Origin of the sequence: Porticoccus sp. (assembly GCA_023261185.1) — a bacterium.
Classification (GTDB): domain Bacteria; phylum Pseudomonadota; class Gammaproteobacteria; order Pseudomonadales; family Porticoccaceae; genus Porticoccus; species Porticoccus litoralis.
Window position 1 is genome coordinate 47,445 of sequence record JALRJN010000064.1, and the last position, 20,874, is coordinate 68,318.

Genomic DNA, 20,874 nt, shown 5'->3' on the forward strand with positions numbered 1-20,874 from the left:
TACCGTCAATCCCTACTGCTCTCAGGAAGGTTTTGCTCCAGGCGGTCCAGCTCGGCGCGGAACTCACTGAGGTCCTGGAAGCTGCGGTAAACCGATGCAAAGTGCACATAGGCCACTTCATCCAGTTCCCGTAAATGTTCCATCACCAGCTCACCGACCATACGGGAGGTTACTTCACGCTCACCGGTCGCCCGCAACTGGTGCTGAATCTGTGAAATGGCACCTTCAATGCGCTCAATGCTCACCGGACGTTTTTCCAGCGCCCGCAGCAGTCCTGCACGCAGTTTCTCTTCATCAAAGGGTTCGCGGGTTTCATCCTGTTTGATCACCCGTGGCATCAATAGCTCCGGCATCTCGTAGGTGGTAAACCGCTCTTTGCAGGACAAGCATTCACGGCGACGGCGCACCTGACCACCTTCGGCCACCAGTCGCGAATCGATCACCTTGGTTTCATCGGCATTACAGAAGGGACAATGCATGGCTCAAGCCACCTGTTTGAACTGGGGCGCATGGTACCACATTTTGGCTGCCAGCCCGCTTGCAGCGCCGTTTCACCAGCATAGGGCGAAAGACAAAAAAGCCCCGCCTAAGCGGGGCCACGAGAGACTTTAACAAGGCTTAGCTGTATACCGGGAAACGGCCACAGATCTCCAACACCTTGGCCTTGGTCGCAGGAATCACTTCTTCAGAAGTGCCATTCTCCAGGCTGTCCAGCACATCGCAGATCCAGTGAGCCAGCTGCACGCTCTCTTCCTCTTTGAAACCGCGGGTAGTGATCGCGGGCGTGCCCACACGCAAGCCGGAAGTAATGAAGGGTGAACGGGGATCATTGGGCACCGCGTTTTTGTTGACGGTGATATAGGCGCGACCGAGGGCCTCGTCCGCATCCTTACCTGTGTATTCCTTGCCGATCAGGTCCACCAGCATCAGGTGGTTCTCTGTACCCTTGGAGACGATGTTAATGCCGCGCTCCATGAACGTGGCCGCCATCGCTTTGGCATTCTTCACAACCTGCTGTTGGTAGGTCTTGAACTCATCGCTCATGGCTTCCTTGAAGGAGACTGCCTTGGCTGCGATCACATGGCACAGTGGGCCACCCTGACCACCGGGGAATACCGCAGAGTTGATCTTCTTGGCCAGATCTTCGCTGTTGGTGAGGATGATGCCTCCACGCGGACCGCGCAGGGTTTTGTGAGTGGTAGACGTCACCACATCGGCAAACGGCATCGGGTTCGGGTAAACGCCTGCGGCAATCAGGCCGGCTACGTGGGCCATATCCACCATCAGATAAGCGCCAACTTTGTCGGCGATATCGCGGAAACGCTGCCAGTCGAGGATGCCGGAATAGGCGGAGAAACCGGCGACGATCATTTTCGGCTTGTGTTCCTGGGCCAGGGCTTCCACTTGGTCGTAATCGACCAGGCCGGTTTCCGGGTTCAACCCGTACTGCACAGCATGGTAGATCTTGCCGGAGAAGTTTGGCTTGGCACCGTGGGTCAGGTGACCACCGGCATCGAGACTCATACCCAGCACAGTGTCACCGGGCAGGCACAGGGCCTGGTACACGGCACTGTTGGCCTGTGAACCGGAGTGTGGTTGCACGTTGGCAAAACCCGCACCAAACAGTTGCTTGACCCGTTCGATGGCCAGCTCTTCCGTCTCGTCGACAAACTCACAACCGCCGTAATAACGCTTGTGGGGATAGCCCTCGGCGTACTTGTTGGTGAGTTTGGTACCCTGAGCCGCCATAACAGCGGGACTGGTGTAATTCTCGGAAGCGATCAGCTCAAGATGCTCTTCCTGGCGCTGCTCTTCCTGCTGGATGGCAGCCCAGATTTCCGGGTCAAAACTGGCAATGGTGACGTCTTTATCGAACATGGATCTCACACTGGTGGTTGGCCTGAAAAAAGAGCGTAAATTGTACACAAATCCACCAGTGAATCCCACGCTAAAAATGCCCTAAACGACCCCGGAATTTACATATTGCGTCGGTACAGCCCACCCACCCGGTAAAGTGCCTCACTCATCTGCCCCAGGGAGCAACTCTTGGCCACGTCCATCAGGCATTCAAAGGTATTGCCTCGACTCAGCACCACCTGCTGTAACTGCTTCAGGGCTTCATCACACTGTCCGTGGTGCAGCGCCTTGTAGGCATTGAGGTTTTCGACCTGTTGCTGCTTTTCAGCATCATCGGAACGAGCCAGTTCGCGGCCTTCAATAGTTTCCTCAGCACCGGCTTCCGGCAGGAACGTATTGACTCCAATCAACGGCAAAGAGCCATCGTGCTTACGATGCTCGTAATACATGCTCTCTTCCTGAATTTTACCGCGCTGATACATGGTATCCATGGCTCCCAGCACCCCGCCGCGCTCGGAAATTCGTTCGAACTCGGCGTACACCGCCTCTTCCACCAGATCGGTCAGTTGCTCGACGATAAACGAACCCTGCCAGGGGTTTTCGCAGAAGTTGAGCCCGAACTCCTTGTTAATAATCATCTGGATCGCTACCGCACGGCGCACGGATTCCGTCGTCGGCGTGGTAATCGCCTCATCGTAGGCATTGGTATGCAGACTATTAGTGTTATCGAAAATCGCGTAAAGCGCCTGCAACGTGGTGCGAATGTCGTTGAAACTCATCTCTTGCGCATGCAGGCTGCGACCGGAGGTCTGGATGTGATATTTCAACATCTGGCTGCGGGGGCTGGCCCCGTAGCGTTCTTTCATGGCCCGCGCCCAGATGCGCCGCGCCACCCGCCCCATCACCGTGTACTCCGGGTCCATACCGTTGGAGAAGAAGAAGCTGAAGTTGGGTACAAAGTCATCCACCTTCATGCCCCGCGCCAGGTAATACTCCACCAGCGTAAAGCCATTGGACAGGGTAAACGCCAACTGCGAGATCGGGTTCGCCCCGGCCTCGGCGATGTGATAGCCACTCACCGACACGCTGTAGTAGTTGCGCACCTTGTTGTCGATAAAGAATGCCTGCACATCACCCATCATGGTCAGGGCAAAGGCTGTGGAGAAAATACAGGTGTTCTGGGCCTGATCTTCCTTGAGAATATCCGCCTGCACAGTGCCGCGCACCGCCGCCAGGGTTTCGGCACGGATGCGTGCATAAGTTTCGGCATCCACCAGCTTGTCACCGCTGATACCCAGCAGCGCCAGGCCCAGGCCACTGTGCCCCTCGGGCAAGTCACCGGCGTACTGAGGGCGCGGTTTGTCGCCGAACCAGGCATCGAGTTTCTGCTGTGTCTCATCCCAGAGATTATTTTCTTTGAGGTATTTCTCCACCTGCTGATCGATGGCGGTGTTCATAAAGAACGCCAGAATCATCGGCGCCGGACCGTTGATGGTGATCGACACGGAGGTGGTCGGCGCACACAGGTCGAAACCGGAATAGAGTTTCTTCATGTCGTCCAGCGTGGCGATCGACACCCCGGAATTACCCACCTTGCCCCAGATATCGGGACGTGGGTCCGGATCAGCGCCGTACAGGGTCACCGAATCAAACGCGGTGGACAGTCGTGCAGCGGCCTGCCCCCGTGACAGGTAATGGAAACGGCGGTTAGTACGCTCCGGCGTACCCTCGCCGGCAAACATGCGGGTGGGATCTTCCCCCGCACGCCGATAGGGAAAGACTCCGGCGGTGTAGGGATAACTGCCGGGCAGGTTTTCCGCCAGCAGGAAGGCCAGCAGTTCACCCCAGTCCTTGTAGGGCGGCGGTGAAATTTTCTGAATCTTCAGGTGACTGAGGGATTCCACATAGTTATCACCCGTGATGTCCTTACCGCGCACCTGGTAACAGTACTGGTCGGCCTCAACTCCAGTCTTTCGGGTGGGCCATTCCTGTAACAAGCGAATGGATTCACCACTGAGATCGGAAACTGCCGCGTTATAACGCTGGCGCAGGGTGCGCAAGGTGTTGTCCACTTCACCATCGGTTAACGCGGACGCAGGGTAAAGCCCCAGGGGTTCCGGGCGCTGTGGATCATCCAACTCACCTAGCACCTGGTAATGGTGGTAAGCCGTGGCTGCCAGTTCCGCCTGCTGCACATTTCGGGCTTTCACCTGTCGGGCACTTTCACTGATTTCCGCCAGATAGCGCACCCGGCTGCCGGGAATTAACGCTACAGACCGTGATTCCTCAAGCTCATCACCGGAGGGCGGCAACCAACGCTGCTCATCCAGACCTGCCTTGTTCACCAGCAAGCGGCACAGGTGGAAGAAGGCTCGATTCACACCGGGGTCGTTGAACTGGCTGGCGATGGTGGGATACACCGGAATCTGGTCGCCACTGACATCAAATGCATTGCGATTGCGCTGCCACTGCTTGCGAATATCCCGCAGGGCATCTTCGGCACCGCGCTTGTCGTATTTGTTGAGAATCACCATGTCGGCGTAATCGATCATGTCGATCTTTTCCAACTGGCTGGCCGCGCCGTAGTCGCTGGTCATGATGTACAGGGAGAAATCCACCAAATCGACAATCTCGGAATCGCTCTGGCCGATACCGGCGGTCTCCACCAGCACCAAATCGTAGCCGAGGGATTTCAGAAACAGGGTAACGTCTCCGAGCATTTCGCTGGTGGCCAGATGCTGGCGGCGTGTAGCCATGGAGCGCATATAAATTTGCGTTGATGACAGGCTGTTCATACGGATGCGATCGCCGAGCAACGCCCCGCCGGTACGGCGGCGCGTCGGGTCCACCGCCAGCACGGCAATGCGCATGTCCGGGCGATGCAACAAAAAACGGCTCAACAACTCATCCACCGTACTGCTCTTGCCTGCCCCACCAGTACCGGTCACACCAACCACTGGGGTGTTCCCCGCAGCCAGCTGCCAGGTTTTTTTCAGCCGCGCCAGTTCGGCGTCGGACACAGCCCCTTCCTCGATGGCAGAGATCATCTGCGCCACGGCAATTTCATCATCGATGTTCGGGGAAGATGGCGACAGCGTCGCGGCCCGCGCCTGCCGCGCCCGAGCCACCAGGTCCTCGATCATGCCGGTCAGACCCATTTCCATACCGTGGGTGGGGTGGTAAATACGGTTCACCCCGGCCGCTTCCAGCTCGGCAATTTCTTCCAGGGTAATAGTGCCGCCACCGCCGCCAAACACCTGAATGTGCCCGGCATTGTGCTCCTGCAACAGTGCCATCATGTAGCGGAAATACTCCATGTGCCCGCCCTGGTATGAGCTGATGGCAATCGCATCGGCATCTTCCTGAATCGCCGCCCGCACTACATCGTCAACACTGCGGTTGTGGCCAAGGTGAATCACCTCCACGCCACTGGCCTGAATCAGCCGTCGCATCACATTAATGGCGGCATCGTGACCATCAAACAGTGAAGCCGCGGTCACAATGCGTAGCGGCGTGGTGTCAGCCGCCGGTTGTTGCTGTTGTTCTGGTATGACAGCAGTCATGAATACCCCCGAGATCGCAGTTGCGGGGCACCAACGTCGGACAAGGGAAACCCCGCCTATTATTAATAGACCAAAGAATGCTGACATATTGTCGGACAATATGTCAATTATGGAAAAGTCTGCTATTCTCGCCCTATTGACTGTTTATCGCGGTACCGGAAGCCCGCAAAGGAACCACACAACATGCCAACATCCGTCAGCTTTGACCGCCTCGCCCACCAACCCGCCTACAAAGTGGTCAGCGAAAAGATCCGCAACGCCATTGTCAGTGGTGAGATTGCCGCGGGAGACCTGCTACCCACCGAAACCGATCTGGCAGAACAGTTTGGCGTCACCCGCTCCACCGTACGGGAAGCCATCCGGCTGCTGGAACACGGCGGCATCCTCGGCCGCGCCGGACGCAAACGGCTGGTCGTCACCCTACCTGGCATGGAAGCCGTGGGCCGCTCCGTCAGTTCCGCCATGTTGATGCACCAGGTCACCTACGAAGAACTCTGGCAGGTGGCCATGGGGCTAGAGCCCCTGGCTGGCAAACTGGCCTGCCTGTCGGCTACCGACGAAGAAAAGCAGTTGCTGGCAGATAACCTGGCGCTTACCGAACAGGTGATGGACAACCACGACGCGCTGCTGAAAGTAGAAATCGAATTTCACAACCTGGTCGCCGAAGCCACCCACAACAATGCCCTGCTGCTGGCCCGCGCCCCTCTCAACGAGCTGTTCTACCCCGCCTGGGGCGCCATCATTCGCGCCCTGTCACCGGGTGAACGCATTTTGGTGGCTCACCAACATGTCTACGATGCCATTTGTGCGGGCGATCAGGACAAAGCCGAAGAGTGGATGGAAAAGCATATGCGCGACTTCCGCCGCGGTATTGAAATGGGCAATCTGGGATTTGATCAGCCGGTGCAGGGGTAAACCACAATTTCAAAATTGTTGTTTATACCCATTGATAGCTCGATAGGTTATATTTCCGAAATATAACCAATTGTGATACCTCTCAGACAACACAACACGGCAGGGACAGCAAAAAGAATGAGACAGGATGTCATTTCTAATTGAAACAAATCACCTTTTCAGACACCGGGCTTAGCCTCAAAGAGCTTACATCAACGTACAGCCTATCTGGTCGTATAGCTCTGCCACGACTTAACCGTGAACAGTATGCAAAAAGGAATATGCATGTTCAAAAAATTTATTAATGGCTTAGTATTTGGAGCAGGTTTCACTATTTCATTTATTGTTCTGTGGTTTCTAGCGACTTTTTTTATACAGCCTTTACTATCGGAGTCACTACTTGAACACTTAAACAACCATCACGTCGAAATAACACAAGAGCAATCTACCTCGCTTCAACCAAAAAGTACTACAACAACTAAAAAGAGCCCACTCTCTTTTCATGAATTAAGCATTGATGAACAAATACAACAGTCAAGTGCTATTGCTGTCGCCAGATATGAACCAACAGGCAGTGGCCAAGTAGATGCAATCATCACAGAGTTTCTTAAAAAAGATCCCACCACAAGTATTTATTACAATGTGGGTGATAAATTCCCAGCGGCAAGTTATACACCAAAGAAAAATACAAATTACGGCGATGGTGTAGTTATATTTTTTACAGGGTCACCAGCTTCAATGAGGGCATCGATGTCCTTTTCAGGTGACCGAATACTAGGACTTGGGGACCTCCCGCTAGAACTCTTAAGAAAAAAATCTGAATAAAACAAAATAACCAACATTAATGGCATGGCGATTAATTTAGAAAAAAGGATTTTGCGATATGACAAAATTATTTTTATCAGTTTTATTTTTAATAATTTGGGCAATTATTGTTTTAAATAAATCAAATGGAACCCCTGCTGAAAGAAGGATCAATATAGTCGGATATTTATGCTGGGGCGCCTCTGCCATATTGCTCTTGATGTCGGTCGTGATCACTGTACCTGCCGGCCATGTAAAAGTTGCCACCCTCTTCGGGAAAGTCCAAGACAATAACTATCGCGAAGGCTTACATATTGTAAATCCACTTTTGGCATTCACCGCATTTGATTTAAGACAAAAAACCCACATGGAAACCGCGGGCATTCCCGCAGAAGACAAGCTCATCACAAAAACGGATGTTTCGGTTCAATACAGGACTGTCGGCGAGATGGCACCTGACATATTAAGAAATACCGGAACAACAGAAGCTCTGATTCAAGTACATATGATTCCAAAACTTAGATCTATCCTTCGCGAGCAGGGCAAGGGTGTTGCTGTATCCCAAGATTTTTTCAAGGAAGCAGTTCAGCGGCAATTACAGGAAACCCTGCAACTCGGCCTGGCAGAGTTTCTAGCGCCAAAAGGGTTGCAAATAGAAACAATCCTCATACGTGATGTTCAATTGCCAGAGGTTATTCGAACAGCCATCACCGAAACAAAGAAGAGAGAACAGGAAGTTTTAAAGCAGCAAGCTGAGTTAGAGCGATTTGCCACGGAGCAGGATCAAAAAGTCAAGCAGGCGGAATCTGAACTTAAGGCAGCCAAGCTGGAAGCACAGAAAATTAAAGAGTTGGCTGATGCAGAAGCCTACAAGATTAACGTCATCAATAAAACTTTGGCACAGTCGCCCAACTACATCGAACTGAAGAGGGTCGAACAGTGGAATGGCGTTCTTCCTGTCTACGCCGGAGGTGAAAACATCCCGATGATAGATCTACGAAAGACAGGCAAAAATTGATTACAAACCGTCCTGCAAAAAAAAGCCGCGCAATGCGCGGCTTTTTTATCTGAGTGCGAGACAAAAATCTTCACAACACCAACATTTCATTCCTTATCAAGCCGAAGGATGCCACCCCGCATCCGCCCAGAGCTCCCCTGAAACCACCGAGTTGGAAATCATAAAGCAGATAGCATCGGCTATTTCTTCGGGTTTGATGAGTCGACCCAGCTGGGTAAAGGGCAGAATATATTTCTCGATATAGTCATCACCCATGGCGCGGACCATTGGGGTATCGGTAAAGCCGGGGTGAATCACGCCGCAACGCACACCGTGGAAGGTGGCCTCTTTGGCCAGGGTCGAGGCCGCACCTTCCAGCCCCGCCTTGGTGGAAGCGTAAGACACCTGCCCTTTATTGCCCTGGGAGGAAATGGAGCCGATAAAGACCACATTACCCTGCACGCCTTCATCGGCGGCCCATTTTTTCAGGCCGTTGGCGGCACGGTGTTCGGCCACACGAGCGATCAATTCCATGGCCCAATAGACCGGGGCGATCAGGTTGACGTTGACCACCATTTCGAAATTTTCCTGCGGGTAAATGCTGGCCTTGCCGGTTTCTTTATTGACGCGTACAGCGAGGTCATCGCGGGTGATACCGGCGGCAGGTACGCAGATACTGACGACCCCGTGATCCTTTTCCATCTGGTCATAAACTGATTGGCGAAACTCGGCATCGGTGACGTTGCCCTGAAATGGCACGGCGAAATCGCGCCCGGCCTGGGCATTGATATCGGCAGCCACCGCGTCGATACGATCGGTCATATCCACCACGGCGATTTTTTTGACGCCACGCTCGGCCAGCAGAGTAGAAACTGCCTGACCAATGCCGCTGGCCGCACCTGTTATCACTGCAACTTTATCTTTAATCTGCATTTAATCACTCCCACCTTTTTTTGAGCGTGGCAGAGTATAGCAACCTTTGGGGTTATTACGTTCAGTCCCCGTTAACCGCCTATTGCTATCCACATCTGCACTGACGCGACCCAATAACATTGATCTCTCGTTGTTGAATCACCGCGTGCCTGACGACAATTGCGGTATGATGAACACCTTCTTTTTTACGCTGATCAAGGCCCATCATGAGAGCACTCCTCCGAAAACTGTTTGCCCCGGTGCTTAACCCATTTGAATCTGGCAGCGATGAATACGTTTATCGATCATCCCACCGAAAAATTCTGATTGCCTTGGGCCTGCTGTTTCTGCTGCTATCATCCGGCTGCCTGTTCGCGTCAATCACTGCAGAGGCTACCGCCGGGCTTCTTCCCACCACGGTATTTTTTGTGGTGGGCTCAGTGTGCGAAATTGTTGGCTGGCTGGGCAACGAGCGGGCCGTGGCCAGAATCTGGAAAAGCCGGTGATACCAGAACCCCGCCCTGGAAAAACTGTTACTTTTCACCGCCCACCGGCAACGTTCTAATAGCTGAGCAACACCGCACAACAACTGCTGTTGGCATCAGGTATAAGCAGCCTCACCATATTTTTTCTTCCACCAACGGATGGTGAGCGGAACGGATACATTCAGCAGGAAGGCACAGAGCATTAGTGTGTAAAAGGCGTCGACCGTCATGATGTGGTATTGAACATAGGCGATATCCATGACCACAAACGCCAGCTCGGCTCGTCCCAGCATGCCAAAACCGATCATCCAGCTCGCAGGCCAATCAAAACTGCCGGTATAGCGCGCCGCGAGTGATGCGGAGAGCACCTGCCCCAAAAACAGGCCAACGAATAGCAACAAGCCCTGGGGCAACACGGAAATAAATACGTCGAAATCAAATACCAGTTTGGTGCCGAGAGAGACAAAAAACACGGGGCCAATCCATGAGAAAGCCACGTTATCGATAATCTGTTTGGCCTGGCCGTGAAAGTCGATCTGTTCACCTGGGTGGAAATCAAAGTATTCCCGCTTGATCACCAGGCCCGCCATGTAGGCTCCCACTGCCGGGTGAAAGCCGAAATGGTGTCCGGTGATCGCCACCAGAACCGCTACCAGTAGCAGCGCCAGCACCGTGTATTCGCCGCGTGCCATGGACAAGATCTGACGCAGACTGAAACGACCGATAAAAGGAATTCTCGCAACCCAACCCTCACTGGCGGGGAACAGCCAGGCGCCGAGAAAGGTAATCAGCACAAAGAACATCAGCGCTTTACCCACTACCAGTGCGATACCCGCAAACGACAGGCTGGCCTCCCCTGTGGCCATGGGCACCATCACGGCCACCAGCGCCAGGGAGGCGATGTCGTCCAACACCGCAGAGGTCATAATGCCGGTGGCTGCCGGGGTTTTGCTGAGCCCTTCGGTTTTGAGTGACACCATGGTCAGCGAGACGGCTGTGGCGGTCATGGCCAACCCACAAAGCAGGGCCATGTTGTTGTCGCCCCAGAAATAGAGAGTGGCAAAATACGCCACCGTAAATGGCACCACCGCGCCAAAAAAGGCGATACCCCAACTGCGCTTGATACTGCTGAGAAAATTGCCGGTATTTTCCTCAAACCCCAGGGCAAACATGATAAGAATGATGCCCAACTCCGAAAAATCCTGGATAAAGACCGGCATTTGTTCCGGTAGCCAACCGAGATTGACCATGATCGCACCGAAAAACAGGTACCAGAGTACTGGGGTCAGCCGGGTGTGATGGGCAGCAAAAGATGCGGCAAAAACTCCCAGCCAGATAATGGCCAGCAATGACAAATCGTGCATGGTGAAGCTCCTGGGACCTGAAAATCATTATCCAACGATAGGGCCGAGAGCGGAACAAAGACGATCCATCACACAGAAAAAACTCGCACCTTTACTGATTTACCTCAACAAAAACAGGGCCCTATAGGGCCCTATTGTGGGTGGTATCGCCAGTTGTTGATGTCAACTCTGGCTTACCAAGGCTATTTTGAAGTGATGATTACATTTCAAAACGATCCAGATTCATCACCTTGGTCCAGGCCGCAACGAAGTCGTTAACGAACTGGCCACTGGCATCGTCCGCCGCGTAGAACTCAGCAACGGCACGCAACTCAGAGCTGGAACCAAACACCAGGTCTACCGGAGAAGCAGACCAGCGTTTCTTGCCGGAGCTGCGATCAACACCGTCGTAAACACCGGCTTTATCAGACTTCTGCCACTGGGTGGACATGTCCAGCAGATTGACAAAGAAGTCATTGCTTAAAGTTCCGGGTTTGTCGGTGAACACACCCTGCTTGCTGCCGCCAGCATTGGCGTTCAGCGCACGCATACCACCGACTAACACGGTCATTTCCGGGACGGTCAGGCTCAGCAGGTCTGCCTTGTCGATCAGCATTTCTGCAGGGGACAAGCGGCTGTTTTTGCCATAGTAGTTACGGAAACCATCAGCGGCAGGCTCCAGGTAGGCAAATGACTCAACGTCAGTCTGTTCCTGGGAAGCATCAGTGCGGCCGGGATGGAAGGGCACGGTCACGTTATGACCCGCATCCTTAGCAGCTTTTTCAATGCCTGCGGCACCGCCCAGTACGATCAGGTCAGCCAGTGAGATTTTCTTGCCGCCCTTCTGGGCGCCGTTGAAATCCTTCTGGATAGCCATCAGCTTGCCAATCACTTTCACCAGCTCGTCGTGATCGTTCACCGCCCAGTTGCTCTGGGGAGCAAGACGAATCCGCGCACCATTGGCACCACCGCGCATATCCGTGTCACGGAATGTTGACGCAGAGGCCCAGGCAGTTCTTACCAGCTCAGGCACGGTCAGACCGGAATCGAGAATCTTGCCCTTGAGACTGGCAACATCCTTATCATCCACCAGCTTGTGATCAACCGCCGGTACCGGGTCTTGCCAGATCAACACGTCTTTAGGCGCTTCGCCACCGACATAACGGGCACTTGGACCCATGTCGCGGTGGGTCAATTTGAACCAGGCGCGGGCAAAGGCGTCGTTGAAGGCATCCGGGTTTTTGGCAAAACGCTCGGAGATCTTGCGATAGGCAGGGTCTTCACGCAGTGACAGGTCTGTGGTCAACATCACAATCGGGTTGCGTTTACCTTCGATGTGAGCATCCGGGGCCAATTCGTGAAGGGCCTTGTCTTTGGGTATCCACTGCACAGCACCCGCCGGGCTCTTGGTCATTTCCCACTCGAAGTTCAGCAGGTTTTGCAGGAAGGCCGTGGTCCACTGGGTAGGCGTGGGTGTCCAGGCACCTTCCAGACCACTGGTAATGGTGTCTTCAGCATTACCCTTGCCACAGGTGTTTTTCCAACCCAAGCCCTGCTCTTCCAAAGCCGAGCCAGCCGGGTCTGCACCAACACACTTACCCGGACCTCGGGCACCGTGGGTTTTACCCAGGGTGTGACCACCGGCGATTAAGGCAACGGTTTCCTCGTCGTTCATGCCCATGCGGCCAAAGGTGTCACGGATATCCGCAGCGGCGGCAATTGGGTCACCGGTGTGGCCGGTAGGGCCTTCTGGGTTCACGTAAATCAGACCCATCTGTACAGCCGCCAGCGGGTTTTCAAGATCACGCTTGCCACTGTAGCGTTTGCTGTCATCCAACCATTTGGTTTCCGGACCCCAGTACACCAGGTCAGCTTCCCAGTCATCGGCACGACCACCGGCAAAGCCGAATGTCTTGAAGCCCGCTTTTTCCAGCGCGACGTTACCAGCCAGCACCATCAGGTCGGCCCAGGAAACATCACGACCATATTTTTTCTTCACCGGCCACAACAGGCGACGCGCCTTGTCGAGGTTGGCGTTGTCCGGCCAGCTGTTCAGCGGCTCAAAACGTTGCTGACCTCCATCAGCACCACCACGGCCATCTTGCGCACGGTAAGTACCGGCACTGTGCCAGGCCATGCGAATAAACAGGCCTGCGTAGGTGCCCCAGTCAGCGGGCCACCAATCCTGCGAGGTGGTCATTTCCTTGGCGATGTCCGCTTTCAGCGCATCTAGGTCTACCTTTTCAAAGGCCTTGGCGTAGTCAAAATCAGCGCCCATCGGGTTGGAGCGGGCGTCATGTGCACGCAACGCGCCGAGGTCCAGCCGGTCTGGCCACCAGAATTCATTGGACATGGTATCCGCGTGCATGGGTTCGGCATGCACCGTTGTCGCCACCGGCGACATGATGACGGCCAATGCCGTGAGCACAGGTATGGTTATCGTTTTCATTGAATTGTTTCCCCTCGATTTATGATCTATCCAAGATAGAAATATAGTTGGCAAATAGCTGTTGCGATATTTTGTTAGTGCTATGGGGTGAATAGAATTTCTTTATTAGAGAACACAAAGCCCGTCTCAGAGTGTATAGCGAGAAGGAAAAAATAGACGCTAAAAAATTTTAATTTCCACTTTATGTTAATAATTGTTGTATTAGCTGCTTTTTTTTACACCAACTATCAACCAAGTCGTAAAAAAATTTAACTTTTACAACATATTACAACTATTAACATACGATTGTTATTTGCTTGTAAATAAATACATAAATGGACAAATTATTATGAAACAGGTAGTTATTTCACTCATGTCACTCACATTCCTGTTCGGCACCGCCCACGCAGGAGAAGCAGCCAGCAAAGCAACATGCGAAGGGTTTGGCCCCCAAACTCCCCGCGACATCGACCAGAAGGCCGGGGAAACCCTGTAAAATTTTCTCTGGCAAAACCCGCCTCAGAAATTAACCTGTGTAACATCCACTTCCACGAAGGGGCCGAACACAAGGCCAAGGCTTTCTCCATTTATAAGGGAGAGGGTGATCACAGCGAGTTGAAACCGGGTGATACCATCGAGGTACACTGGGTACACACCACCTGTGATGTTGAGCCTGGGCCAACGCTGAGTTCATGTCTCTCCAAAGGATGTGGCAACCCGGAACTGCGCGTTGAAACCCAGGTGTTCACCCTGGTGAATGACCCCAGCGCCCTTGACTTCAACGACTTGGAACAGGCCAGCGACCTGCCCACCAACACCGGCACACCGGTTCAGTTCCTGGGTTCCACCACTGGCCCGAGTTACACCGAAGCGGTTTGTTCACCCTACCAGGTCACCTGGAGTGTCCGCCCCCAGTGTGCCAAGCTCGATATCAACACAGTTGGCGAATGGTGTAAGGGCAACACCTTTGACGAGGACCACGCGCACGGCGTTCGCAAGCTGGTGACCAATCCGAAGTTGCTGTCGGATATTGAATAACACACCCGCTGTGTAATCGCGCGGCATAACCCGCCGCGATATGGGAAGCCGGGCTTTTTCGCCCGGCTTCTTTCATTCTGCCGATAGCTTCTGGCAATACCCAGTTTCCGCTACAATCCCAAACTTGCTCAGGGCCGGGAATTTTCCGGCGCAACACAGATAAATAGACTCAGGCAAGTTACCCAATGGCTCAATACGTTTACACCATGAACCGGGTGGGGAAAGTTGTTCCACCCAAACGCCAGATCCTCAAGGATATCTCTCTGTCTTTCTTCCCCGGCGCCAAGATCGGCGTACTGGGACTGAATGGTGCCGGTAAATCTACCCTGCTGAAAATTATGGCCGGTATCGACACCGATATTCAGGGCGAAGCCCGGCCCATGCCCGACATCAAGGTCGGCTACCTGCCCCAGGAACCACAGCTTGACCCGGGAAAAGACGTGCACGGCAATGTCGAGGACGGTGTGCGCGAAGCGGTGGACGCCCTGAAGGGACTGGATGAGGTCTATGCCGCCTACGCGGAACCGGATGCGGATTTTGACAAGCTGGCAAAACGCCAGGGCGAGCTGGAAAACATTATTGAAGCCTGGGACGCCCACAACCTGAACCATACGCTGGAGGTAGCTGCCGACGCCCTGCGTCTGCCGCCGTGGGATGCGGACGTCACCAAGCTTTCAGGTGGTGAAAAGCGTCGGGTCGCGCTATGCCGCCTGCTGCTGTCAAAACCCGACATGATTTTACTCGACGAACCCACCAACCACCTGGATGCGGAATCCGTATTCTGGCTGGAAAAATTCCTTGAGGAATTTCCCGGCACCGTGGTCGCGGTCACCCACGACCGCTACTTCCTCGACAACGTCGCTGGCTGGATTCTCGAACTGGACCGTGGCCACGGCATCCCCTACGAGGGTAACTACACCACCTGGCTGGAAGCTAAGGAACAACGCCTGGAAGTGGAACAGAAGCAGGAAGATGCCCGCCAGCGCACCATCAAGCACGAACTGGAATGGGTACGCCAAAATCCGAAAGGCCGCCACGCCAAGAACAAGGCCCGTCTGGCCCGCTTTGACGAAATGAATTCCCAGGAATTCCAGGCCCGCAACGAAACCAACGAAATCTATATTCCACCGGGTCCGCGCCTCGGGGACAAAGTGATCGAACTTGACGGTGTGTGCAAAAGTTTTGGCAACGAATTGCTGATCGACAACCTCACCCTGAGTGTGCCGAAGGGCGCTGTGGTGGGTATTGTCGGGGGTAACGGCGCCGGTAAATCCACCCTGCTGCGCATGATTGCCGGTACCGAACAACCAGACAGCGGCACGATCACCCTGGGAGAGACCGTGGAAGTCGCCTTTGTGGAACAGAGCCGCGAAAATCTTGATGACAAGAAAACAGTCTGGGAAGCAGTATCCGATGGCCAGGACATCCTGCATATCGGCAACTACCAGGTACCGTCACGGGCCTACGTGGGTCGTTTCAACTTCAAAGGCAGCGACCAGCAGAAGCGCGTCGGCGAATTGTCCGGCGGTGAACGCGGCCGACTGCACCTGGCCAATACCCTGAAGCAGGGTGCCAACGTGCTGCTGCTCGACGAACCATCCAATGACCTGGACGTGGAAACCCTGCGCGCCCTGGAAGAAGCCATCCAGAACTTTCCCGGCTGTGTGCTGGTGATTTCTCACGATCGCTGGTTCCTGGACCGTATCGCCACCCATATCCTCGCCTACGAGGGCAACAGTGAAGTGGTGTTCTTCGAGGGCGACTACACCGAGTACCATGAAGATTTCATCAAGCGCAACGGCGAAAATGCCACACCCCAGCGCATGAAATACAAGCGCCTGAAAAGCTGATCATGGTCTTTACCCGCACCGCCGCTACCGGTGGTGCGGGAATTTCAGGGCCCAAATAGAAACCGCAGCTGTGATCCACTGCGCGTTTCCCCGCCAGACAGTTGCCCACTTCAGGCAAAATACCTATTCTGAAAACCGGAATCTTTTCAGGGACGCGCCATGACTGTTTTTATTTTTATTCTTCTGGGCCTGGTGATACTCGTCGCCGGATACATCATTACCCTCTACAACAATCTGGTGGCTCTGAAGCACCGTGTTTCTCAGGCATGGTCCAACATTGATATTCTGCTCAAACAACGCCATGAGGAGCTGCCGAAGCTGGTCGCCACCTGTAAGGAATATATGGAATACGAGCAGGCTACCCTGGAGCGCGTCATCAGTGCTCGCAACATGGTTTCCAACGCCGCCTCCAACAACGACCTTGCCGCACTGGGTGTTGCAGAAACCACTCTACGCAAAGGCCTGGGACAGTTGTTTGCATTGGCGGAAAACTACCCCGACCTGAAAGCCAACGATTCCTTCCGTCACCTGCAAGCTCGTATCTCAGACCTGGAGAACGGCATTGCCGACCGCCGCGAGCTGTATAACGACGTGGTCAACCAGAACAACACTCGCATTGAACAGTTTCCAGATGTGCTGGTGGCCAATTTTTTCAAGTTTGGCCCGAAAGAGTTGCTGGAATTCAGTGATGAGGAAACCACCGATGTGGACATCAAGGGACTGTTTCATTCCTGAAGCCCTTCACGTCACTCTACCAGTCTCTGTTAACACCGCTGTGACGGATACCAACCCATGGGCTTAGTCTGAATGGATCTGGCCAGCCTGTTTTGTGCCGACTGTGTGCGTCATATGCCGTCGATAGAATTCGCCCTGTGGCTAGCCGTCACCTCCGGCATTTCTCTTTTCAGCTTGAGAAAAGGGCATCGACAGTTCAAACGTGCGCGTCTGATCGAGGATATGCCGACATCGAAAATTCGCTCCGCCAGCCAGGGCTATACGGAACTGATCGGCGTGGCCGAAAACCGGGGCATCACACTTTCATCCCCGCTGAGCGGCTCACCCTGTGTTTGGTGGCGTTACACCATTGAGAAATACCAGCGTTCCGGCAAATCCAGCCACTGGGTGACCGTGGAGAAGCACGCCTACCAACAGCCTTTCAACCTACGCGACAATACTGGAGTTTGTGAAATTGACCCCGAGGGCGCAGATATCAGCTGCCGACACCATCATGTCTGGTATGGCAGTACACGCCGCCCCGTCAGCTTGCTGGTGCCGCCCCGACACCGGAACAATTTTCTCGGCCTGAAGACATCCATTGGTTTTTCGGGCCGCTACCGCTATACGGAATACCTGATATTGGAGGGTGACCCTATTTATGCCCTGGGTGATTTCGTCAGCGACCGTGCCGGCCAGCGCAGTCTCACCCCGGAACAGATACAGGGTGACATTTTGCGCACCTGGAAAGGGGATTTCGCCGCACTGCTGGAAAAATTTGATCACAATAACGATGGACAACTGGATGCGAGAGAATGGCAGCTTGTCCGCGAGGCGGCTCTGGATGAAGCACGACGCCAACAGTCAGAAATATCGGGGCAACCCCTGCAGCACCAACTGGCAAAACCCCGTCACGAAGGGCTGCCGTTCATTATTGGCAGCGCCGAACAGGAAAAGCTCAGCAGCCGTTTTCGGCGCGGAGCCCTGCTGTATTCAGGCGGGTTTCTGGCGGCGGGATCAATGGCCAGCTGGTTGCTTGGCGCTCGCCTGCTGGGCTAGCCGGGTTTAGTAAAAAACCGCCAGCCAGATGGTTTCTGTGTCGGGGTCAGTCCAGGCCACACGGTGCTTGCGGTGGGCCGGAATGGCCACATAGTCACCCACTTCCATGGTCATGTATTCGCCGTTGTCGAACTCCAGCTTACCCCGCCCCTGCATGATGATAATCAGCTCATTTTCCGGCTGGTCATACCAGAAACCCTCGGGGGAACTCTGGCCGCGGGAGATAATGCGCTGAATGCGGGTAAAGTCGGTGACAATCACATCCTCGAACAACTCATCCATGGTGATGACCGGGATATTTGAAAAAAGGTTGCCCACCGTCACCGGGCTATTTGACGCCATCAAATTCTTCCTTCTCGGGTTAGTCGGCGGTGCACCCACCAACGATACATTCGACTGACCAGTGGTCGTATGACCGGCAAGCCAATCAGCCAACCGATAGGCTTGAGCAGTGTCGCCCGCGCCATCAACAAACGGTAGGCATCAATTTCTGAACTGATGTTGCCCTGTTCATCCTGCACATGCAACTCCGTGAGCGCTTTGCGGGGATCAATACCCAAAGCGTTTAGCGTGTCATCTGCACCGGTGATATCCACCCAGCAGACATTGTTATTTTTTCCACTGAGTTTCTGGTAGTTGTCCCGGTCGCGCACACAGGTCGGGCAGGCCCCGTCGAAATAGACGGTCAGTTTTTCAGGTTTATTTGTGGCTTGTTTAGCCATCCACTTCTGCGGCAGCTTGGGCTGTGTTATCCAGTGAGCTGACTGATCTGACCCAGGGCTCAATACCGGGATAACGCTCGGATATTTTGCGCCAGGCACTACGAGCCTCTTCCGGGGATGCAAATTCACCCCAGGTCAAAACCTGCCAGAGTTGCTTCCGGCTATAGGTTTGGGAGCGATGTACCGGCAAATCCGCCAGCTTGTGACTTGAGAGAAAACTCTGCAATTGATCGTTATCGGCGAATGCACCCAGTTGCAGGGTATACCCTGAGCGGGCACCGGAAACATCTATTCCCTTCACCGGCTGCAAGGGCTCGGCCATGGCCTTGACCACCACTGGCTGGGACGGACTATGTTTCTCCGGCTCCGACCAAACCTCTGACACGGGCTTTGCCACCCTTGGCGAGCGCTTTGCTGTCGGCTTCACGGTTGGCCGAGCCCCTTCCTGGTGCAGCGGGGTCGCCGTCATGCTGGGTAGCTGTTCACGCCAATCCCGGCTGGGCAACCCGACAACCTGTGTCGCTTTTACGGATGTCGAAACTTGTTCCGGCTCGACCGCTGAATCGGTGCTACTTGCAGGTGTAGCCGCTATTGCCTCATCGCCGTTCTCGCCCTGCATAACGCAGGACCAGTTGTCGCTGTTGCGGGGTCCATCACACACCCAGCCGACGTAGGGTTCGTCCGGGGGACTCTGGGAGGCGCAAGCCACCAACAGACTGCTACCCAGCAGCAGACCAATGGCGCGATACTTCATCATGCTACACAACTGCCTATCAGATGCCCATGCGATTCAGCGCATCCAGAACCTGCCGAATCACTCCAGCCAGGCGCGGGTGATCGATTTCGAATTCACTTTCTTTCTGCTCAAGTTTTTCACGCAGAGTGAGATGATGCTCTTCGGGCATTTCACTGCCCTGGGCAATTTTCACCATATCGGACATCAGGTTTCCAAATACATCCCGCTCTTCCCGGGAAATGTTTTTGGCCTTTTCCAGCTCGTCATGTAACTGAGTCAGCTGGTCGCGAAGTTCTTCATTTGCCATGATCAAAATCTCCTCGTTGTGCCGGATTACCATCGCTGCAGCAACCACCTTTGCATCCCGCCCGCGACAATCTTTTCCGACAGGTTTCTCTGTCTTTAGTATATGCCCTTTAGGGAGCTGGCACGTTAGTCTGCACATGGGCGACCGGCGGCGAAACCGCCCCTATGACCGTGAATTACCCGAGCACCATTAAAAATGATGAACATCATAGTCATTTTTTTAGATTTCTGTCACAGCTTTTGAGAAACTTACGGCGCACGCCCAACAGAGGCTGAAAATAACAAACGCCCCGGTCTGAGGGGGTCTTGTATGCACTGCCTATGGTGCAGAAAACGGGATTAACATTATGACAATAACGAAAACTCTCTTATCGATTCGAGCGGCTCTGGTTTTGCTGTTGCTGTCACCACTGATGGCCCACGCCGACGAACTCAATGGTGCAAACACCGCCTGGATCATTACCGCCACAGCACTGGTGCTGTTTATGACCATACCCGGGCTTTCACTGTTTTATGCCGGGCTGGTGCGGGTTAAAAACTCCCTGTCGGTGCTGATGCAGTGCTTTGCCATTACCTGCGCGGCATCGCTAATCTGGATGATCTGTGGCTACAGCCTTGCCTTTGGCGATGGCGGCTCAGCCAATGCCTGGATTGGCAACCTGAGCAATTTCATGCTGGGCAATGTGATGGAAGGCTCCCTGTCGGGAGACATTCCGGAATCTGTCTTTGCCATGTTCCAGATGACTTTCGCTATTATCACCCCGGCTCTGATCGTCGGTGCGTTTGCCGAGCGCATGAGATTTTCTGCGGTACTGATTTTCAGCTGCATCTGGTTGCTGGCGGTCTATGCGCCCGTCACCCACTGGGTTTGGGGCGGCGGCTGGCTGGGTGAAATGGGCCTGCTGGATTTTGCCGGCGGTACCGTTGTACACATCACTGCCGGTGTCGGCGCACTGGTGGCCGCACTGGTGATTGGCAACCGCCGCGGCTTCCAGCACCAACCGATGATGCCACACAACCTGACCATGACCGTTGCCGGTGCCGGCATGAGAGTCGGATGGTCAATAATACTCATGTTATTTTGCTCCTTTTTTAAAGCTGTTTATTTTATCAAATATAGCTTTTGCTGGCTTAAACCATTCACCTGAAAGCCTATACGCTTTAAA

Annotated in this window: 18 protein-coding genes and 1 pseudogene; 9 read left to right on the plus strand and 10 right to left on the minus strand. The window is 54.0% G+C overall.

The features are described 5' to 3' along the window. Positions 1 to 5: 5 nt before the first annotated feature. From nrdR to ACYZYZ_RS06090, 3 genes are all read right to left on the minus strand, one after another. The gene (gene nrdR, locus ACYZYZ_RS06080; RefSeq protein ID WP_461483622.1) at positions 6 to 479 is read right to left on the minus strand and encodes a transcriptional regulator NrdR; all 474 of its coding nucleotides are present in this window, start codon (positions 477 to 479) and stop codon (positions 6 to 8) included. 139 nt (positions 480 to 618) lie between these two features. Then, entirely contained in the window at positions 619 to 1,878 is a 1,260-nt protein-coding gene (gene glyA / locus ACYZYZ_RS06085) for a serine hydroxymethyltransferase (RefSeq protein ID WP_461483623.1), read from the minus strand. A 98-nt stretch (positions 1,879 to 1,976) separates the two neighbouring features. Further along, positions 1,977 to 5,420, minus strand: coding sequence for a methylmalonyl-CoA mutase family protein (locus ACYZYZ_RS06090; RefSeq protein ID WP_461483624.1), 3,444 nt, complete (start codon positions 5,418 to 5,420; stop codon positions 1,977 to 1,979). 183 nt (positions 5,421 to 5,603) lie between these two features. Between ACYZYZ_RS06090 and ACYZYZ_RS06095 the strand changes: the two genes are divergently transcribed. The 3 genes from ACYZYZ_RS06095 (at position 5,604) to ACYZYZ_RS06105 (ending at position 8,136) form a co-directional block, all read left to right on the plus strand. After that, on the plus strand, positions 5,604 to 6,335 hold the full coding sequence (locus tag ACYZYZ_RS06095; RefSeq protein WP_461483625.1) for a FadR/GntR family transcriptional regulator: 732 nt from the start codon (positions 5,604 to 5,606) through the stop codon (positions 6,333 to 6,335). 264 nt (positions 6,336 to 6,599) lie between these two features. Further along, positions 6,600 to 7,139, plus strand: coding sequence for a hypothetical protein (locus tag ACYZYZ_RS06100; protein WP_461483626.1), 540 nt, complete (start codon positions 6,600 to 6,602; stop codon positions 7,137 to 7,139). Between the two features lie 58 nt (positions 7,140 to 7,197). Then, complete coding sequence (locus ACYZYZ_RS06105; protein ID WP_461483627.1) at positions 7,198 to 8,136, plus strand: SPFH domain-containing protein; 939 nt, start codon at positions 7,198 to 7,200, stop codon at positions 8,134 to 8,136. Between the two features lie 96 nt (positions 8,137 to 8,232). On the opposite strand, the gene ACYZYZ_RS06110 is transcribed toward ACYZYZ_RS06105, so the two are convergent. Continuing rightward, positions 8,233 to 9,048, minus strand: coding sequence for an SDR family NAD(P)-dependent oxidoreductase (locus ACYZYZ_RS06110; protein WP_461483628.1), 816 nt, complete (start codon positions 9,046 to 9,048; stop codon positions 8,233 to 8,235). Between the two features lie 206 nt (positions 9,049 to 9,254). On the opposite strand from ACYZYZ_RS06110, the gene ACYZYZ_RS06115 reads away from it, so the two are divergent. Next, entirely contained in the window at positions 9,255 to 9,533 is a 279-nt protein-coding gene (locus tag ACYZYZ_RS06115) for a hypothetical protein (RefSeq protein WP_461483629.1), read from the plus strand. Positions 9,534 to 9,628: 95 nt separating this feature from the next. Here the strand turns inward: ACYZYZ_RS06115 and ACYZYZ_RS06120 are convergent, their stop codons facing one another. Together ACYZYZ_RS06120 and katG are read right to left on the minus strand one after the other, a co-directional pair. Next, a complete protein-coding gene (locus ACYZYZ_RS06120; RefSeq protein ID WP_461483630.1) occupies positions 9,629 to 10,876 on the minus strand; it encodes a cation:proton antiporter in 1,248 nt (415 codons plus the stop codon). 199 nt (positions 10,877 to 11,075) lie between these two features. Beyond that, positions 11,076 to 13,304: a catalase/peroxidase HPI gene (gene katG, locus ACYZYZ_RS06125; RefSeq protein WP_461483631.1), complete on the minus strand. Its 2,229-nt coding sequence runs from the start codon at positions 13,302 to 13,304 to the stop codon at positions 11,076 to 11,078. A gap of 411 nt (positions 13,305 to 13,715) precedes the next feature. Here katG and ACYZYZ_RS06130 point away from each other — a divergent pair, with 411 nt between their 5' ends. The 4 genes from ACYZYZ_RS06130 (at position 13,716) to ACYZYZ_RS06145 (ending at position 17,944) form a co-directional block, all read left to right on the plus strand. After that, entirely contained in the window at positions 13,716 to 14,321 is a 606-nt protein-coding gene (locus ACYZYZ_RS06130) for a delta-class carbonic anhydrase (RefSeq protein ID WP_461483632.1), read from the plus strand. A 185-nt stretch (positions 14,322 to 14,506) separates the two neighbouring features. After that, complete coding sequence (gene ettA / locus ACYZYZ_RS06135) at positions 14,507 to 16,171, plus strand: energy-dependent translational throttle protein EttA (protein ID WP_461483633.1); 1,665 nt, start codon at positions 14,507 to 14,509, stop codon at positions 16,169 to 16,171. A 159-nt stretch (positions 16,172 to 16,330) separates the two neighbouring features. Beyond that, on the plus strand, positions 16,331 to 16,906 hold the full coding sequence (locus ACYZYZ_RS06140) for a LemA family protein (RefSeq protein ID WP_305169631.1): 576 nt from the start codon (positions 16,331 to 16,333) through the stop codon (positions 16,904 to 16,906). Positions 16,907 to 16,978: 72 nt separating this feature from the next. Then, the gene (locus ACYZYZ_RS06145) at positions 16,979 to 17,944 is read left to right on the plus strand and encodes a GIDE domain-containing protein (RefSeq protein WP_461483634.1); all 966 of its coding nucleotides are present in this window, start codon (positions 16,979 to 16,981) and stop codon (positions 17,942 to 17,944) included. A gap of 6 nt (positions 17,945 to 17,950) precedes the next feature. Here the strand turns inward: ACYZYZ_RS06145 and ACYZYZ_RS06150 are convergent, their stop codons facing one another. The 4 genes from ACYZYZ_RS06150 to ACYZYZ_RS06165 are packed head-to-tail and all read right to left on the minus strand — an operon-like array spanning position 17,951 to position 19,709. Continuing rightward, on the minus strand, positions 17,951 to 18,286 hold the full coding sequence (locus ACYZYZ_RS06150; protein ID WP_305169633.1) for a cupin domain-containing protein: 336 nt from the start codon (positions 18,284 to 18,286) through the stop codon (positions 17,951 to 17,953). Next, positions 18,286 to 18,666, minus strand: a complete 381-nt coding sequence (locus ACYZYZ_RS06155) for a thiol-disulfide oxidoreductase DCC family protein (RefSeq protein ID WP_461483635.1) — start codon at positions 18,664 to 18,666, stop codon at positions 18,286 to 18,288. Before ACYZYZ_RS06155 ends, ACYZYZ_RS06150 begins: the two co-directional genes overlap by 1 nt. After that, positions 18,659 to 19,423 carry an SPOR domain-containing protein gene (locus ACYZYZ_RS06160; RefSeq protein ID WP_461483636.1) on the minus strand — a complete coding sequence of 255 codons (765 nt, stop codon included), beginning with the start codon at positions 19,421 to 19,423 and terminating at the stop codon, positions 18,659 to 18,661. The genes ACYZYZ_RS06155 and ACYZYZ_RS06160 overlap by 8 nt, the downstream gene beginning before the upstream one ends. Before the next feature lie 16 nt (positions 19,424 to 19,439). Beyond that, positions 19,440 to 19,709: a DUF4404 family protein gene (locus ACYZYZ_RS06165; protein WP_305169636.1), complete on the minus strand. Its 270-nt coding sequence runs from the start codon at positions 19,707 to 19,709 to the stop codon at positions 19,440 to 19,442. Between the two features lie 346 nt (positions 19,710 to 20,055). Between ACYZYZ_RS06165 and ACYZYZ_RS06170 the strand changes: the two are divergent. Next, positions 20,056 to 20,769 (plus strand): annotated as a pseudogene (locus ACYZYZ_RS06170) (ammonium transporter); the annotation flags it as partial. Between the last annotated feature and the right edge of the window lie 105 nt (positions 20,770 to 20,874).